Annotated in this window: 16 protein-coding genes; 15 read left to right on the forward strand and 1 reads right to left on the reverse strand. The window is 42.0% G+C overall.

The features are described 5' to 3' along the window. The first annotated feature begins 201 nt into the window (after nucleotides 1-201). The 10 genes from murB to ACHUFA_RS09640 all read left to right on the forward strand — a co-directional run bounded on the left by murB (nucleotide 202) and on the right by ACHUFA_RS09640 (nucleotide 12,865). On the forward strand, nucleotides 202-1,098 hold the full coding sequence (murB, locus tag ACHUFA_RS09595; RefSeq protein ID WP_222348847.1) for a UDP-N-acetylmuramate dehydrogenase: 897 nt from the start codon (nucleotides 202-204) through the stop codon (nucleotides 1,096-1,098). A gap of 136 nt (nucleotides 1,099-1,234) precedes the next feature. After that, nucleotides 1,235-2,398 (forward strand): ABC transporter ATP-binding protein, encoded by a 1,164-nt coding sequence (locus tag ACHUFA_RS09600; RefSeq protein WP_394405762.1) that lies wholly within the window; start codon nucleotides 1,235-1,237, stop codon nucleotides 2,396-2,398. Then, complete coding sequence (locus ACHUFA_RS09605) at nucleotides 2,382-3,182, forward strand: ABC transporter permease (protein ID WP_394405764.1); 801 nt, start codon at nucleotides 2,382-2,384, stop codon at nucleotides 3,180-3,182. The genes ACHUFA_RS09600 and ACHUFA_RS09605 overlap by 17 nt, the downstream gene beginning before the upstream one ends. Beyond that, entirely contained in the window at nucleotides 3,182-3,955 is a 774-nt protein-coding gene (locus tag ACHUFA_RS09610) for an ABC transporter permease (RefSeq protein ID WP_222348829.1), read from the forward strand. The genes ACHUFA_RS09605 and ACHUFA_RS09610 overlap by 1 nt, the downstream gene beginning before the upstream one ends. After that, nucleotides 3,955-5,025, forward strand: a complete 1,071-nt coding sequence (locus ACHUFA_RS09615; RefSeq protein ID WP_222348827.1) for an ABC transporter substrate-binding protein — start codon at nucleotides 3,955-3,957, stop codon at nucleotides 5,023-5,025. Before ACHUFA_RS09610 ends, ACHUFA_RS09615 begins: the two co-directional genes overlap by 1 nt. Nucleotides 5,026-5,084: 59 nt before the next feature. After that, nucleotides 5,085-6,620: a ClC family H(+)/Cl(-) exchange transporter gene (locus ACHUFA_RS09620; protein WP_394405767.1), complete on the forward strand. Its 1,536-nt coding sequence runs from the start codon at nucleotides 5,085-5,087 to the stop codon at nucleotides 6,618-6,620. 226 nt (nucleotides 6,621-6,846) lie between these two features. Beyond that, nucleotides 6,847-7,830 (forward strand): GMP reductase, encoded by a 984-nt coding sequence (gene guaC / locus ACHUFA_RS09625; RefSeq protein ID WP_222348823.1) that lies wholly within the window; start codon nucleotides 6,847-6,849, stop codon nucleotides 7,828-7,830. A gap of 78 nt (nucleotides 7,831-7,908) precedes the next feature. Further along, the gene (locus tag ACHUFA_RS09630) at nucleotides 7,909-9,267 is read left to right on the forward strand and encodes an MATE family efflux transporter (RefSeq protein ID WP_394405769.1); all 1,359 of its coding nucleotides are present in this window, start codon (nucleotides 7,909-7,911) and stop codon (nucleotides 9,265-9,267) included. An 84-nt stretch (nucleotides 9,268-9,351) separates the two neighbouring features. Beyond that, complete coding sequence (locus tag ACHUFA_RS09635) at nucleotides 9,352-11,091, forward strand: ABC transporter ATP-binding protein (RefSeq protein ID WP_394405771.1); 1,740 nt, start codon at nucleotides 9,352-9,354, stop codon at nucleotides 11,089-11,091. A gap of 1 nt (nucleotide 11,092) precedes the next feature. Next, nucleotides 11,093-12,865, forward strand: a complete 1,773-nt coding sequence (locus ACHUFA_RS09640; protein ID WP_394405773.1) for an ABC transporter ATP-binding protein — start codon at nucleotides 11,093-11,095, stop codon at nucleotides 12,863-12,865. 41 nt (nucleotides 12,866-12,906) lie between these two features. On the opposite strand, the gene ACHUFA_RS09645 is transcribed toward ACHUFA_RS09640, so the two are convergent. Next, entirely contained in the window at nucleotides 12,907-13,089 is a 183-nt protein-coding gene (locus ACHUFA_RS09645) for a 4-oxalocrotonate tautomerase (protein WP_222348816.1), read from the reverse strand. A 67-nt stretch (nucleotides 13,090-13,156) separates the two neighbouring features. Between ACHUFA_RS09645 and ACHUFA_RS09650 the strand changes: the two genes are divergently transcribed. From ACHUFA_RS09650 to ACHUFA_RS09670, 5 genes are all read left to right on the forward strand, one after another. Then, nucleotides 13,157-13,504 (forward strand): putative quinol monooxygenase, encoded by a 348-nt coding sequence (locus tag ACHUFA_RS09650; protein WP_394405775.1) that lies wholly within the window; start codon nucleotides 13,157-13,159, stop codon nucleotides 13,502-13,504. Continuing rightward, on the forward strand, nucleotides 13,501-14,292 hold the full coding sequence (locus ACHUFA_RS09655) for a YdcF family protein (RefSeq protein ID WP_394405777.1): 792 nt from the start codon (nucleotides 13,501-13,503) through the stop codon (nucleotides 14,290-14,292). The genes ACHUFA_RS09650 and ACHUFA_RS09655 overlap by 4 nt, the downstream gene beginning before the upstream one ends. Before the next feature lie 61 nt (nucleotides 14,293-14,353). Beyond that, nucleotides 14,354-14,923: a thymidine kinase gene (locus ACHUFA_RS09660; RefSeq protein WP_222348810.1), complete on the forward strand. Its 570-nt coding sequence runs from the start codon at nucleotides 14,354-14,356 to the stop codon at nucleotides 14,921-14,923. A gap of 161 nt (nucleotides 14,924-15,084) precedes the next feature. Next, nucleotides 15,085-15,693: a DUF5052 family protein gene (locus ACHUFA_RS09665; protein ID WP_222348808.1), complete on the forward strand. Its 609-nt coding sequence runs from the start codon at nucleotides 15,085-15,087 to the stop codon at nucleotides 15,691-15,693. Beyond that, nucleotides 15,694-16,221, forward strand: coding sequence for a GNAT family N-acetyltransferase (locus tag ACHUFA_RS09670; protein ID WP_222348807.1), 528 nt, complete (start codon nucleotides 15,694-15,696; stop codon nucleotides 16,219-16,221). It abuts the gene before it with no gap. Nucleotides 16,222-16,481: the final 260 nt, after the last annotated feature.

Below are 16,481 nucleotides of genomic sequence, written 5' to 3' on the forward strand. Positions count from 1 at the left end.
ATAAACCAAATTATTGCCCACATCTCCGCTGAGAATTTTGACGGACAAATCTGCCAACTTTTAGTAGATACCCGTGGAATTGTGGTGGAGGGATAAAAAAGTAAGGCTAGGTGAACTCCTGGTCTTTTTGTATTTTACAAGAAATATTCTGTTAAATTATGGTATAATAACAAGAGTATACTATTTTTGAATCGAGACATTATGAGAGAAAAAATTGCTAATGAATTAAATGGAATTGATATCCGTTTTGATGAGCCTTTGAAGGGCTATACCTACACGAAAGTCGGAGGTCCGGTGGACTATCTGGCTTTTCCTCGTAACCGCTATGAAATTGTGAGAATTGTTGAGTTTGCCAACCGTGAGGACATTCCATGGATGGTTTTGGGGAATTCGAGTAATATTATCGTTCGTGATGGCGGTATTCGTGGCTTTGTCATTCGTATGGATAAGCTTAATTCGGTCACTGTTTCTGGCTATACGATTGAAGCTGAAGCGGGTGCCAATCTGATTGAGACGACACGAGTTGCCCTTCATCATTCCTTGACAGGTTTTGAGTTTGCTTGTGGTATTCCAGGTAGTGTTGGTGGTGCTGTCTTTATGAATGCTGGTGCCTACGGTGGTGAGGTCGCTCATATCTTGGTATCTGCCCAAGTTTTGTCACCTTCAGGACATGTTTTAACGCTGGATGCGCGTGAATTACGATTTGGTTATCGTACTTCCTTGCTTCAGGAAAATGGTGCAATTGTCTTATCTGCAAAATTTGCTTTGAAGCCAGGAAACTATACTGTTATTGAACAAGAAATGAATCGCTTGACTCATTTGCGTGAGCTGAAGCAACCTTTGGAATACCCATCATGTGGCTCTGTTTTCAAGCGTCCCTTGGGGCACTTTGCAGGTCAATTGATTATGGAAGCTGACTTGAAAGGCTACCGTATCGGTGGTGTGGAAGTTTCCCAAAAACATGCAGGATTTATGGTTAATGTTGCTGACGGAAGCGCACAAGATTATGAAGACTTGATTGCGCATGTTATTGCAACGGTTGAAGAAAAATCAGGCATTCGCCTGGAACGTGAAGTTCGCATTCTAGGGGACAAGTAAATAGCTTATAATTTCAAGTAAGGGAGGTGGAGCCTATCGTAGCAGGCAGTATACAGGGCGACTATTTCGCCCGAGAGGTCAAAAAGGCCTAACAGAGCCTCGATCTGTAATATACATCAAAAGGATTTTATGAGAATTGAAAAAGCCAATTATCGAATTTAAGGGTGTTTCAAAAGTCTTTGAAGACAGTGGAACAACAGTTTTGAAAAATATCAACTTCGAGCTAGAAGAAGGGAAATTCTATACTCTTCTAGGTGCGTCGGGATCTGGGAAATCAACGATTTTGAACATTATCGCAGGACTCTTGGATGCGACAAGTGGTGATATTTACCTTGATGGACAGCGCATTAACGATGTTCCAACCAATAAACGTGATGTGCATACCGTTTTTCAGTCCTACGCCTTGTTTCCACACATGACTGTCTTTGAAAATGTGGCTTTTCCACTAAAATTACAAAAAATCGATAAAAAAGAAATCAATCGTCGTGTGCAAGATGCTCTTAAAATGGTGCGCTTAGAAGGATTTGAAAAGCGTTCTATCCAGAAATTATCTGGAGGTCAGCGTCAACGTGTGGCTATTGCACGCGCCATTATCAATGAACCTCGTGTGGTTCTTCTCGATGAGCCTTTGTCAGCCCTTGATTTGAAATTGCGGACAGAAATGCAGTATGAACTCCGTGAATTGCAACAACGCTTGGGGATTACCTTTGTCTTTGTTACCCATGATCAGGAAGAAGCGCTGGCTATGTCAGACTGGATTTTTGTCATGAATGATGGTGAAATCGTTCAATCTGGTACACCAGTTGACATTTATGATGAACCCATTAACCACTTTGTTGCAACTTTTATTGGGGAGTCAAACATTCTGCCTGGTCGTATGATTGAAGACTATTTGGTTGAGTTTAACGGCAAACGCTTTGAGGCGGTGGACGGTGGTATGCGTCCAAATGAAGACGTTGAAGTGGTCATTCGCCCAGAGGATCTACGGATTACCCTTCCAGACGAAGGAAAACTACAAGTTAAGGTAGATACCCAGCTCTTCCGCGGTGTTCATTATGAAATTATCGCCTACGATGACCTTGAAAATGAATGGATGATTCATTCTACACGTAAGGCCATTGAGGGAGAAGTTATCGGTCTTCAATTTGAGCCAGAAGATATCCATATCATGCGTCTCAATGAAACAGAAGAAGAATTTGATGCCCGTATCGAAGAATACGTAGAGGTAGAAGAAGTTGAGGATGGCTTGATCAATGCCATTGAAGAGGAAAGAGAGGAACGCAATGAAGAAAACCTCTAGACTCTTTGCACTACCATACGCAATATGGGTCTTCCTCTTTGTTTTTGCACCAGTTGTCCTCATCATTTATAAGTCTTTTTTTGATATCAGCGGTCATTTGACTCTGAACAACTATGTGACCTACTTTACATCACCCAATATGACTTATTTGAGAATGAGTCTCAACTCGATTCTCTACGCAGGGATTATTACACTGGTCACTCTCTTGATTGCCTATCCGACCGCGTTTTTCCTGACGCAGCTCAAGCATAAGCAGCTCTGGCTCATGCTGATTATTCTGCCAACTTGGGTCAATCTCTTGCTGAAAGCCTATGCCTTTATCGGGATTTTTGGGCAACATGGGACCATCAATCAATTTCTGGGATTTTTCGGACTTGGAGCTCAGCAAATTCTCTTTACGGATTTCTCTTTCATCGCTGTTGCCAGCTATATCGAGATTCCCTTTATGATTTTGCCGATTTTCAATGTCTTAGATGATTTGGATGGCAATCTTATCAATGCTAGCCGAGATTTGGGGGCCAATAACTGGCAGACGTTTACAAAAGTTATTTTTCCGCTTTCAATGAATGGTGTCCGTTCAGGTATTCAAGCCGTTTTCATTCCGAGTCTAAGTCTTTTCATGTTGACGCGACTGATTGGTGGAAATCGGGTTATTACTCTCGGGACAGCTATCGAACAGCATTTCCTCACCACAGAAAATCTAGGAATGGGTTCAACTATTGGTGTGGTACTGATTGTAGCCATGCTGGCTATCATGTGGTTAACAAAGGAGCGTAAAAAATAATGAAAAAGTTTTCTAAGATTTATTTGGCCGTAGCCTTTGTCATCCTTTACTTCCCAATTTTCTATCTCATGTTTTATGCTTTCAATGCAGGCGGAGATATGAACCGTTTCACAGGTTTTACCTTAGAATATTTCCAAAATATGTTTGGGGATAGCCGACTCATGCTCATCTTGGCGCAGACCTTTCTGTTGGCTTTCTTATCATCATTGATTGCTACAGTTATCGGAACCTTTGGTGCCATTTATATCCACCAAGCTAAAGATCGCTGGCAAAATCGTCTTTTGTCAGTCAACAATATCCTCATGGTAGCACCGGATGTCATGATTGGTGCAAGTTTCCTCTTGCTCTTTAGTTTTGTCAAATTTCAACTTGGTTTTGTGACAGTCCTACTCAGTCATATTGCCTTCTCTATTCCGATTGTGGTGCTGATGGTCTTGCCACGCCTCAAGGAAATGAATGCAGATATGATTTCAGCAGCCTATGATTTGGGAGCTTCTCAGTCGCAAATGTTGCGGGAAATTATGTTGCCTTATTTGACACCAGCTATTATTGCAGGTTATTTTATGGCATTCACCTACTCGCTGGATGACTTCGCCGTAACTTTCTTTGTCACAGGAAATGGTTATTCAAATCTTTCCGTTGAGATTTACTCACGTGCTCGTCAGGGGATTTCATTAGAAATCAACGCCTTGTCAACACTAGTCTTCCTCTTTAGTATCCTCTTGGTTATTGGATATTATTTCATTTCACGTGAGAAGGAGGAGGCAATTTAATGAAGAGATTGTATTCATTTTTTGCAGGTATTATTGCAATTGTAGCTGCACTTGTTGTCGTGACAATGAGTTTGGAAAGTAAATCTAGTGCAGGAACGACAGATAAGTTGGTCATCTATAACTGGGGCGATTACATTGATCCAGATTTACTGAAGGAATTTACTAAGGAAACTGGGATTCAAGTAGACTATCAGACCTTTGATTCCAATGAAGCCATGTACACCAAGATTAAGCAAGGCGGAACAACCTATGACTTGGCAGTTCCGTCCGAGTACATGATTTCTAAGATGATGGACGAAAACATGCTGGTCAAGTTGGATAAGTCCAAGATTTCAGGTTTAGAAAATATTGATAGCCAGTTTTTAGGACTCAGTTTTGATCCAGGAAATGATTATTCAATTCCATATTTCTGGGGAACTTTAGGAATTGTCTATAATGAAAAAATGGTCAAGAACCCTCCCAAAGAGTGGGAAGACTTGTTCAAGCCTGAGTACCGTGACAGTATCATGCTGGTAGATGGTGCCCGTGAGGGAATGGGAATTGGATTGCAGACGCTTGGCTATAGTTTAAATAGCAAAAATATGGCTGAATTGGAAGAAGCGGCCAATCTGCTTTATAGCTTGACACCAAACATCAAGGCGATTGTTTCCGATGAAATCAAGGGCTACATGATTCAGGATGCGGCAGCGATTGCGGTTTCCTTCTCAGGTGAAGCCAGTGAAATGCTGGACGGCAATGAAAATCTGCATTATGTCGTTCCATCTAAGGGATCTAACCTTTGGTTTGATAATATGGTCATTCCAAAGACCGCTAAAAATACAGATGGTGCGTACAAGTTTATTAACTTTATGCTTCGTCCAGAAATTGCGGCTCGCAATGCGGAATACATTGGCTATGCAACACCTAATAAAGTAGCGAAAGCCTTATTACCTGAGGAGATTACCTCTGATAAAGCCTTCTATCCAACAGAAGAAACAATTGCAAACTTAGAAGTCTATGATAATCTCGGTCGTGAATACCTAGGTATCTATAATGACCTTTACTTGCAGTTCAAAATGTACCGTAAATAATCTATAAAGGTAGGAGAAGTGATTCTTTCTACCTTTTATCAAAGGAGAAAGGAGAGAAAATGGAAAATCATCGCAAAGAATATCGTTTTGTGCATCAAGCGATTTTAGGATACGTCTTGCGTGGTGTCTTAGTCGGAGTCGTTGCTGGTGGAGTTGTTGCTGCCTTTCGACTGGCTATTGAAAAATTATTTGAATTTGTCGTGCATGTCTATAAGTCGGCGCACAGCCATCCGATTTATTTGTTAGGAATTGCCCTTGTTTATCTGGTCTTAGTTTTCTTTTTGGGGTGGCTCATTAAGGGAGATGGAGATATTAAAGGATCTGGTATTCCGCATGTAGAGGCTGAGTTAAAAGGTCTCATGAACCAAAATTGGTGGTCTGTTCTGTGGAGAAAATTTATTGCAGGAACCATAGCTATCGGTTCTGGTCTCATGTTGGGGAGAGAGGGACCGAGTATTCAGCTTGGCGCGGTTGCCGGAAAAGGTGTGGCAACTTGGCTTAAGGCCAGTCAAATGGAAAAACGGAGTCTGATTGCTAGTGGGGCAGCTGCTGGTCTGGCTGCAGCCTTCAATGCTCCCATTGCTGGACTTCTCTTTGTAGTAGAAGAAGTCTATCATCAATTTTCACGTTTGGTCTGGATTTCAGCCTTAGCAGCTAGTATCACAGCTAATTTTATTTCACTCAATATCTTTGGCTTGACGCCTGTTCTAAACATGCCGGATCATCTTCCTATGTTAGAATTACAATATTATTGGGGCTATGTTTTATTGGGAATCTTTCTAGGACTAGCAGGTTTTATCTACGAAAAAGTCATCCTAAATATGAATATGGTCTATGGCTGGTTAGGGAAAGTCTTTCATTTACAACCTGCCTATCATAGTCTAATTGCCTTTGTCCTCATTTTGCCAATTGGCTATTACCTACCAGAGTTATTAGGCGGAGGAAATGGGTTGGTACTCAGTCTAGCGCATCACATGCCCCTGTTCTCAACTCTAGTAGTCTATCTTTTGGTCCGCTTTGTTTGGAGCATGATGTCCTATGGTAGTGGTCTTCCAGGTGGTATTTTCCTTCCAATTCTTGCTTTGGGCTCCATTTTGGGCATGCTGGGCGGACGCTTTGCTTTTGATATGGGAATGATTAACCAGTCGGAAGTGACGATCTTTATCATTTTAGGGATGGCAGGTTTCTTTGCAGCAATCTCAAAAGCTCCGCTGACAGCCATTATTTTAGTGACAGAGATGGTAGGAGATATGCGCCAGCTTATGGTAATCGGTTTGGTCAGCTTGACGGCATATATTATCATGGATTTATTGGGTGGGGCTCCTGTTTATGAAGCCATGCTGGAAAATCTTCTTCCTGAAAAAATGCAAGATAATAGCGAGATGACTCTGATTGAAGTCATTGTATCTGAAAAAATTGCAGATAAATTTGTCAGCGATTTGAAGTTGCCACACAATACCTTGATTACCTCTCAGGTCAGCCATGGAAAGAGTCAAGTGGTTAAAGGGAATAGTAAACTTCATCTAGGCGATAGTATTTTCCTAGCAGTTCCGGTTTCAGATATACAAAAAGTTCGGGAAATGTTGGGATTTTAAAATTCAAATACGAATATTTCAAATAATTTCCGAATATAATCTAAAAAAACAATCAAAAGAATAGCTTCATTTCTTATAAAACGAATGAAGTTGTTTTTGTTTACGCAAACATATAACAAAATACGAATTACAAACTCTGTAAGTTTGTTTATATTGACAAAAAACAAACGATGCTCTATAATATTAAGAGTAGGTACGGAAAAAGTGCCAAACTAAGGAGAAAAATATGTTTAACGAAACGCCCGTTTTTGACTACGAAGATATCCAGTTGATTCCTAATAAATGCATTATCAATAGCCGATCTGAGGCAGATACTTCTGTTCAATTTGGCAAGCATACCTTCAAATTGCCGGTGGTTCCTGCTAATATGCAGACAATCATTGATGAGGATGTCGCTGAAATGCTTGCTAAGCAGGGCTATTTCTACATTATGCACCGTTTTGATGAAGCCGGGCGCAAGCCATTTATCAAAAAAATGCATGACCAAGGTCTGATTGCTTCTATCTCAGTTGGCGTCAAAGCTTATGAATATGACTTTGTAACTAGCTTGAAGGATGATGCGCCTGACTATATCACGATTGACATCGCTCATGGTCACGCGGAGTCTGTTATCAAGATGATCCAACACATCAAGAAGGAATTGCCAGAAACTTTTGTTATCGCCGGTAACGTGGGAACTCCTGAAGCTGTTCGTGAGTTGGAAAATGCAGGTGCGGACGCAACCAAAGTCGGCATTGGACCTGGTAAAGTGTGTATCACAAAAGTTAAAACTGGTTTTGGTACTGGCGGTTGGCAGTTGGCAGCTCTTCGTTGGTGTGCCAAAGCTGCACGTAAACCAATTATTGCAGATGGTGGTATCCGTACTCACGGAGATATTGCTAAATCAATCCGCTTTGGTGCAAGCATGGTTATGATTGGTTCCCTCTTTGCTGGCCATATCGAAAGTCCCGGGAAAACAGTTGAAGTAGATGGCGAACAGTTCAAGGAATATTTTGGTTCTGCATCTGAATACCAAAAAGGTGAGCACAAAAACGTGGAAGGTAAAAAAATTCTTCTTCCAGCGAAAGGCCATTTGCAAGATACCTTGACAGAAATGGAGCAAGACTTGCAATCTTCTATCTCTTATGCTGGTGGATGCGACTTGCAAAGCTTGAAACACGTGGACTACGTTGTCGTGAAAAATTCAATCTGGAACGGTGACTCGATCTAGACTTTCAAATTAGCTGTAGATAAGATATAATTAAAGGACTGGTTTATCCGGTCCTTATTCATTTTCAAAGGAGAGCCCATGCATCCAACTAAGACATTAAAAGAGAAGTATCTCTTATTTTTCAAGATTTTTATTCCCATTCTCATTTATCAATTTGCCAATTATTCGGCTTCTTTTATCGATACTATGATGACGGGGCAATTTAGTACGCAGGATTTAGCGGGTGTGTCCATGGCTTCTTCTTTGTGGAATCCATTTTTCTCACTCTTGACGGGGATTGTGTCTGCATTGGTCCCAATCATCGGTCATCAATTAGGGCGGGGAGAGAAGGAGCGGATTCGTCAGGAACTGCACCAATTTCTTTACTTAGCTTGTGGTTTAGCAGCCTTGCTTTTCTTTGTTCTTTACTTTGGTGCTATTCCCACACTGGGGTTATTTGGTCTGGAAAGTCATGTTTTAGCAGTGGGGCAGCAGTATCTTTCCTTTATCTGCTTAGGGATTTTTCCACTCTTGCTATTTAGCGTATTTCGTTCCTTTTTCGATGCTTTGGGGCTAACTCGTCTGTCCATGTATCTCATGTTGCTCTTGGTGCCCTTTAATTCCTTCTTTAACTATGTCTTGATTTTTGGGAAATTTGGTCTTCCGAGGCTTGGAGGAGCAGGTGCGGGACTTGGAACTTCCCTTTCTTATTGGCTCTTGCTTGCAGTGATAGTGGTGGTTATGCAGTTGGACAAACGCATTCGCTCGTATAAAATCTGGCAATGGTCGCCTTTGGATAAAAAGTTGTTGACAGATGGTTTGCGTTTGGGTGTACCAATTGGACTACAAATCTTTGCTGAAGTGGCTATTTTTGCAGTAGTCGGTCTACTTATGGCGAAATTCTCTTCGCAAATCATCGCTGCTCATCAGGCTGCCATGAATTTTGCGACTCTTATGTACGCATTTCCTGTCTCTGTTTCTATGGCCTTACCCATTGTTATTTCTTATGAAATTGGAGCGAAAGATCATCAGGCAGTTCGTGACTATACGCGAATCGGGCGTTTGGTGGCTTTCGGTTTCGCTGGTTTTACCCTAACCTTCCTCTATTTCTTCCGTAGTCAAGTAGCAGGTTTGTACGGACATGAAATGGAATTTATTAAGATTACTTCAAACTTTTTAACCTTTGCCCTCTTTTTCCAACTGGCAGATGCCTTCGCAGCACCGCTCCAAGGTATTCTCCGGGGCTATAAAGACACGACCATGCCTTTTATTATTGGTGTGGGAGCTTACTGGAGTGTGTCCTTGCCACTGGCTTTCTTGTTAGAAAATACGACGAGTTTTGGACCGATTGCCTACTGGATTGGGCTGATTGCCGGAATTGCTACTTGTGGTCTTCTCCTGCAATTACGCCTGAAAAAAGTTGCGGTACAATCTTTGTCTACTAAGCAACTGACATAATCACTATTTTTATGTTAAAATAGACATATAAAATTGAGAAAAGCGCTTTGTGTGCTTTTTTCTCTTATATAGAAAGGACGATGTATGAAATTTATTTGGTCTTATTTGAAGAAAAGTCCCAAATTGTTGGTTTTGGATCTGATTGGTGGATTTTTCTTTGTCTTGGTCAATCTCGGTATGCCGACCATTTTAGCACGGATGATTGATGAGGGGATTACCAAAAGTGACATTTCTAAGGTATATTTTTGGTCTTTTATCATGTTCATCATTATCTTGCTGGGAATTGCCGGGCGAATTTTATTGACCTATGCGTCTAGTAAATTGGTCACAACCATGATCAAGGAAATGCGGACAGATATGTATGACAAGCTGCAGACTTATTCTCATCATGAATTTGAGAAAATCGGTGTGTCCTCTTTGGTTACTCGTATGACGAGCGATGCCTATGTTCTTATGCAGTTCGCAGAAATGTCTTTGCGTCTAGGGATGATTACACCAATGATGATGATTTTTTCCGTTATCATGATTTTGATTACCAGTCCGTCATTGGCTTGGATTGTGGCGGTTTCCATGCCCTTCTTAGTTATTGTAGTCTGGTATGTGGCGGTCAAAACGCGTCCCTTATCTGAAAAGCAACAAAAAACACTGGATAAGATTAATCAGTACGTTCGTGAAAATCTGATGGGCTTGCGCGTCATTCGTGCCTTTGCTCGTGAAGACTTTCAAGAAGAACGATTTTCAGGGGAAAATGAGAATTACTCTGGCATTTCGAAACGTCTCTTTACCGTGACAGGGTTGACAGAACCGCTCTTTGTACAAATCATCATTGCCATGATTGTCTCTATTGTCTGGTTTGCCCTTAATCTCTTGGCAAAAGGCGATTTGCAGATTGGAGATTTGGTGGCCTTTATTGAATACAGTTTCCATGCTCTGTTCTCATTTCTTATGTTTGCCAATCTCTTTACCATGTACCCTCGTATGGCGGTTTCAAGTAGTCGGATTGGAGAAGTAATGGACATGCCCATTTCCATTTCTCAGAATGAAGATGGTGTGACAGAGACAGAAACACGTGGCTATCTGGAGTTTGATAATGTGACCTTTGCCTATCCAGGTGAGACTGAGTCGCCTGTTCTTCACAATATCTCCTTTAAGACTAAACCGGGTGAAACAGTGGCCTTTATCGGCTCAACAGGTTCGGGTAAGTCTTCTCTGGTCAATCTGATTCCGCGTTTTTATGATGTGACTTTAGGAAAAATCTTGGTGGACGGAGTAGATGTACGAGATTATAATCTCAAGGCACTTCGCTCTAAGATTGGCTTTATTCCGCAAAAAGCTCTGCTATTTACCGGGACCATCGCAGAAAATCTCAAGTATGGGAAAGTTGACGCTAGTCTTGGCGAACTGGACTTGGCGGCAGAAGTAGCGCAAGCCAAAGAGTTTATTGAGAGCAAGGAAGAGGGTTACGAAACACACTTGGCGGAAGGCGGAAGTAACCTTTCAGGTGGGCAAAAACAACGGCTTTCTATTGCGCGTGCGGTGGTAAAAACGCCTGATATTTACATCTTTGATGATTCGTTTTCAGCCTTGGACTACAAGACGGATGCCACTCTGCGCCGTCGATTAAAAGAAGTAACAGAAAATGCGACAGTGCTGATTGTGGCACAACGTGTTGGAACCATTATGGATGCTAATCAGATTATCGTCCTTGACCAAGGGGAAATTGTTGGTCGTGGTACCCATGATGAGCTGATGGAGAACAATGAAATTTATCGAGAAATTGCGACTTCTCAGCTCAACAATCAATCTTTAACGGAAGGAGAATAAGATGAAAGAACAATCTGTATTTTTACGTTTGTGGACCTACTTGCGCAAGTATAAGGGACAGCTCTTTTTGGCGATTTTCCTGAAAATCGTGAGCTCCGTCATGAACGTGTTGGAACCCTTTGTACTCGGTTTGGTCATCACAGAGTTAACCGCAAATCTACTGGATATGGCAAAAGGTGTGCCTAGCGCTCATATCAATACGCACTACATTTTCTGGGTGCTGGTCATCTATGCCATCCGTGCTCTTTTCTATGAAATCGGTGCCTACGGCTCAAACTTCTACATGACGCGGGCTGTACAGACCAGTATTCGTGATTTACGAAATGACCTGTCTGAGAAGATCAATCGCATTCCTGTGTCTTATTTTGATAAGCACCAATTTGGAGATATGTTGGGACGATTTACCAGCGATGTGGAGACAGTCTCCAACGGTCTTCAACAGTCTTTTCTCCAAATCATCAACGCTGTTTTGACATTGACCTTGGTCATCATCATGGTCTTGGTGCTCAATTTGAAATTGGCAATGATTGTCATCTTGTCCATTCCTCTGACTTATTTCACTGCTCAGTATATGGTTAAAAAATCTCAGCCTTACTTCAAGCGACAAGCCAATGTTTTGGGGCAGATGAATGGTTTTGTTCAAGAAAATCTGACTGGTTTTAATATCTTGAAACTCTATGGTCGTGAAGAAGCATCTGCAGAGGAGTTTGCCCAAATAACTGATGAATTGCAGGAAGTGGGCTTCAAGGCTAGTTTCATGTCTGGAATTATGATGCCGATTTTGCATGGAATTTCTGATATGACCTATCTCTTGGTGGCTTTCTTTGGCTCCTTGCAAGTGTTGGCAGGTAAAATGGTTATCGGGAATGTTCAAGCTTTTGTTCAATACGTTTTCCAGATTGGTCAGCCAATCCAAACCTTGACCCAGTTGGCAGGTGTTTTACAGAGTGCCAAGTCTTCTCTGGAACGGATTTTCCAAGTGCTTGATGAAGCAGAAGAGGCCTCTCAAGTGACCGAAAGTCTGGATAAGGACTTGACAGGACAGGTTAGCTTTCATCATGTGGACTTCCAATACGTGGAAGGCAAGCCTCTCATTCGAGATTTTAACTTGGATGTCAAGCCAGGAGAGATGATTGCCATTGTTGGTCCGACGGGGGCTGGTAAGACGACTCTTATCAATCTACTCATGCGTTTCTACGATGTGACCAAGGGTTCCATTACTGTAGACGGACATGATATCCGCAATCTTTCACGTCAAGAATACCGCAAGCAGTTTGGGATGGTCTTGCAGGATGCTTGGCTTTATGAGGGGACCATTAAGGAAAATCTCCGTTTTGGGAACCTTGCAGCTAGCGATCAAGAAATCATTGAAGCAGCTAAGGCAACCAATGTGGACCACTTCATCCGAACTTTGCCAGGTGGCTACAACATGGAAATGAACCAAGAATCCAACAACATTTCGCTTGGTCAGAAACAACTTTTGACCATTGCGCGTGCTCTCTTGGCAGAACCGAAAATCTTGATTTTAGACGAGGCAACATCATCTGTTGATACACGGTTAGAATTGCTGATTCAAAAAGCTATGAAACGCCTCATGCAAGGGCGTACCAGCTTTGTTATCGCTCACCGTTTGTCTACCATTCAAGAAGCGGACAAGATTTTGGTCCTCAAAGATGGACAAATTATTGAGCAGGGCAATCATAGCAGCCTCCTCGCTGATAAAGGCTTCTATTATGACCTCTATATGAGCCAGTTTAGTCAAGAAGAAGAGTAAATAAAAGATCCACTACTGAAATTTAGTAGTGGATTTTCTTGCTATTTTTTCTTCATCTCTCCGCCAGGATAGTAGGTTCCTTCTGGCATGTCGTTGATAAAGACATGGATATTTTCCTTTGGCGCTTTAGCCACGCGAGACACGACTTCAGTGACTTCGCGGGCAAGTTGGATTTTTTGTTCTTCGGTGCGACCTTCAAAGAGGTCAATTTTTACAAATGGCATGGTATTCTCCTTTAGATTTTATGATATTATTATAGCACAGTTAGAAAATTTTAGAAATGGAGCTCATATGGCGATTACTTTTCATATTTTTTATAAGGGAAATGGCAGAGCTGCACAGGATTTTGCCCGCGAGATGACTGAAAGAGGTCTGGTTGAGCAGATTCGTCGCAGACCTGGAAATCTTTCCTACCAATATTTCCAGGCATTTGATGACCCAGAAACGATCTTGTTGGTTGATTCATGGGAAAATCAAGAAGCACTGGACCAGCACCATCAATCAGCCATTATGCAAGAAATCTTGAATTTACGAGAAAAATATGGCTTGGTGGCGCGTGCTGAAAAGCTGCTGAACGATGAAAATGGGCTCCCAGAAGCGGACCAAGCCTTCATTGACCACCAAGGAGACCAAAAATGAAACCAGTTCAAGCGCTCAACCAGTTAGCCAGCTTTCTAGGAAAACGTGACTTGTCCGATTTGGCTAAAGAACAACTGCAAGAAAATTTTGGTCTGGAGCAAGTAGATGTCTTTGTATTGTTTGGAGGCTCTATCTTGGCAGGTGTAGATGTCTTGGCACAAGCGATTCAAGAAAACGTTGCTAAATATTACGTCATCGTAGGTGGAGCTGGTCATACAACTGCTGCCTTACGTGAAAAAGTTTGGGAAACTTATCCTGATTTGAATATTGCCCAAGCTAGTGAAGCACAAATGTTTCAAGAAATTCTAGGAAAAAAATATGGTTTGCAAGCAGATTTCCTAGAGAATGAGTCCACCAATTGTGGCAATAATATCACTTATTTATTAAAATTGTTAGAGGAAAAGGGAATCAATTGGCAGTCCATGATTATTTCGCAGGATGCGACCATGCAGTACCGTATGTCAGCCTGTCTGGGAAAATACCGCAAACCTGAACAACTAGTGCTTAATTATGCTAGTTATGAGGCAGGATTTGAGGAAAAAGATGGGCAGATTCGTTTAAAGCATGCGGATTTGTGGGGAATGTGGTCTGTCGATAAATATATCGAACTTCTCATGGGAGAAATTCCTCGTCTGCGCAATGATGAAGAGGGCTACGGTCCCAAGGGACAAAATTTTATTGCCGCTGTTGAACTGCCAGAAGCAGTCGAAGAAGCTTTCGCCAGTCTCCAAGCGGATTATGGCCACCTCGTTCGTCAAGCCAATCCTGCCTATGCTGACAAGAGCTAGTGCAGAAATCATGAAAATATGATAAAATGGGAAGAACATTTAGTAGATTAGGAAAGTAAAAATGGCTCAGTTTTATTTTAAGTATGGCTCAATGAACTCAGGGAAAACCATTGAAATTCTCAAGGTTGCTCACAATTATGAGGAACAAGGAAAGAATGTGGTGATTATGACTTCAGCCTTGGATACACGGGCGGGCTACGGAGTTGTAGCTAGTCGAATTGGTATGAGTCGCGAAGCAGTGGCGATTACAGACGATATGGATGTTTATGCCTATATTGAAAAATTAAGTCCAAAACCTTATTGCGTTCTTATTGATGAGGCTCAATTTTTGACCAAACAACATGTCTACGACTTTGCGCGTGTGGTAGATGAATTGGATGTCCCCGTTATGGCCTTTGGCTTGAAAAATGACTTCCGCAACCAACTGTTTGAGGGGTCTGAACACCTCTTGCTCTTGGTAGATAAAATCGAAGAAATCAAAACTATCTGCCAATATTGCTCTAAAAAGGCGACCATGGTTCTCCGTACTGTCAACGGCAAACCTGTCTACGAAGGCGAGCAAATTCAAATCGGTGGCAACGAAACCTATATTCCTGTCTGCCGCAAACATTATTTTAAACCGGATATGTGAGAGTGGGATAAAAAATTTCCAATCTCTCAAAAAAATGAATAATAGCTAGTTAACTGTATGGTTAACTTTGCGGGAGTGGGATGGCAAAATCGCTTTCTATAAGATAAGGCTTTGTCCTGCTCCCTTTCTGTTATACTAGTCCTAATAAAGTGGAGGTTTGTATGAAGAAAAAATATTTCTTATTGGTGCTTGTCGTGACGAGTTTGACTTTGGCGGGATGTCAGTCTATTGAAAATTGGTGGAAGAATACCAAGGAAGAGTGGATTGGTCTGGAAATGACAGTTCGGACCTATGATGAAAATTCGCAGCTCATTGATGAGATGTCAGGACGTTCCTTATCTATTGAGCGAAATCGTGAGTTTGATTCTATCGATAATGAAGGCAATTCTAAGGCGGATTCATCTGTCTTGAAGGTTACCTTGGGTAAATATGAGATTGACCATGTCGGCTCTTCTCTTATTGCGGCTGAGGAAGGATTGGAGGATGTTTTTGCAGTCTATCAATCTACGGTTAACCTTGACGAGCAAGGAAAATCAATTCCTGTTCTCAATCGGATGGTCTCAAAGATGAAGAACGAATTTACTGGGAAAGAAAAGGTTGTTCTGATTCGTTCGCAAAATGGAACTCCACTCGCTACTTATGCTGGTGATAAGGTGTCACTCTACGCTTCTGACGCGCCAAAGACTTCCGAGCTCTTGATTGATGGGAAACGGTTGATTATTTATCGTTGTGATTATACGATTTATGATCGTGAGTTACTGGAGGATTAGATGGAGATTCGTTCAGCAAGAGTAGAAGATGCAGCGCAGCTTTTGAAAATCTACGAGCCCTACATTCGGGAGACAGCTATTACTTTTGAGACGGAAGTTCCTAGTGTAGCTGAGTTTGAACAGCGTATCCTTGAGACTCAGAAAAAGCATCCCTACTTGGTGGTAGAAGAAGAAGGGCAGATTTTGGGCTATGCCTATGCCCATCCTTATTACGGACGAGCTGCCTATGCTTGGACGGTGGAGTTGTCCATTTACATCGATCAAGAAGCGCGTGCGCAAGGCTTAGGGACAGCTCTCTATGATCTTTTGGAGGAAAAATTGGCTGCACAGGGCGTTCTCAACTTCTTGGTCTGCATTTCGCTTCCAAATGATGCGTCCATTGCCTTTCATCACAAACGTGGCTATGAGCAAGTTGCTCATTTTAAGAATGTTGGCTATAAGTTGGGCTCTTGGCGTGATATTGTCTGGCTGCAGAAGTCTTTGGGACAATCTGCGCAACCAAGTCCTCTACTTTACAAGTGGGACTAATTCTGCTATACTTAAAATATGCGATGAGCCGAGTAGTGGTTTTACCACATTCGACGCTAGGGAGGTCTCCAGTATTGCTGGAAAACGCAGGAGCGGACCTTGGTAAATTGTGTGAACCTTTTTACCTCATTCTCTGAATGCCCTCATCCCCCAGAATCTGGGGGATTTTTTTATTATGGCTTCCAGCCAGTTTTTCTCGGAGAGAAAAATGAGAAAACCACCAGCTATGCTGGTGGCTGCCGAGGCTTCTAGCTTTCATT

It is taken from the genome of Streptococcus hepaticus, assembly GCF_043656315.1.
In the GTDB taxonomy this organism is placed as follows: Bacteria; Bacillota; Bacilli; order Lactobacillales; family Streptococcaceae; genus Streptococcus; species Streptococcus hepaticus.

Excerpts from the sequence above, each read along its gene's own strand:
- ACHUFA_RS09620 (WP_394405767.1), top strand. The coding sequence starts at position 5,085 with ATGGAAAATCATCGCAAAGAATATCGTTTTGTGCATCAAGCGATTTTA.
- ACHUFA_RS09635 (WP_394405771.1), top strand. The coding sequence starts at position 9,352 with ATGAAATTTATTTGGTCTTATTTGAAGAAAAGTCCCAAATTGTTGGTT.
- ACHUFA_RS09650 (WP_394405775.1), top strand. The coding sequence starts at position 13,157 with ATGGCGATTACTTTTCATATTTTTTATAAGGGAAATGGCAGAGCTGCA.
- ACHUFA_RS09610 (WP_222348829.1), top strand. The coding sequence starts at position 3,182 with ATGAAAAAGTTTTCTAAGATTTATTTGGCCGTAGCCTTTGTCATCCTT.
- ACHUFA_RS09605 (WP_394405764.1), top strand. The coding sequence starts at position 2,382 with ATGAAGAAAACCTCTAGACTCTTTGCACTACCATACGCAATATGGGTC.
- ACHUFA_RS09630 (WP_394405769.1), top strand. The coding sequence starts at position 7,909 with ATGCATCCAACTAAGACATTAAAAGAGAAGTATCTCTTATTTTTCAAG.
- ACHUFA_RS09640 (WP_394405773.1), top strand. The coding sequence starts at position 11,093 with ATGAAAGAACAATCTGTATTTTTACGTTTGTGGACCTACTTGCGCAAG.
- ACHUFA_RS09655 (WP_394405777.1), top strand. The coding sequence starts at position 13,501 with ATGAAACCAGTTCAAGCGCTCAACCAGTTAGCCAGCTTTCTAGGAAAA.
- guaC (WP_222348823.1), top strand. The coding sequence starts at position 6,847 with ATGTTTAACGAAACGCCCGTTTTTGACTACGAAGATATCCAGTTGATT.
- ACHUFA_RS09645 (WP_222348816.1), bottom strand. The coding sequence starts at position 13,089 with ATGCCATTTGTAAAAATTGACCTCTTTGAAGGTCGCACCGAAGAACAA.
- ACHUFA_RS09660 (WP_222348810.1), top strand. The coding sequence starts at position 14,354 with ATGGCTCAGTTTTATTTTAAGTATGGCTCAATGAACTCAGGGAAAACC.
- murB (WP_222348847.1), top strand. The coding sequence starts at position 202 with ATGAGAGAAAAAATTGCTAATGAATTAAATGGAATTGATATCCGTTTT.
- ACHUFA_RS09670 (WP_222348807.1), top strand. The coding sequence starts at position 15,694 with ATGGAGATTCGTTCAGCAAGAGTAGAAGATGCAGCGCAGCTTTTGAAA.
- ACHUFA_RS09665 (WP_222348808.1), top strand. The coding sequence starts at position 15,085 with ATGAAGAAAAAATATTTCTTATTGGTGCTTGTCGTGACGAGTTTGACT.
- ACHUFA_RS09615 (WP_222348827.1), top strand. The coding sequence starts at position 3,955 with ATGAAGAGATTGTATTCATTTTTTGCAGGTATTATTGCAATTGTAGCT.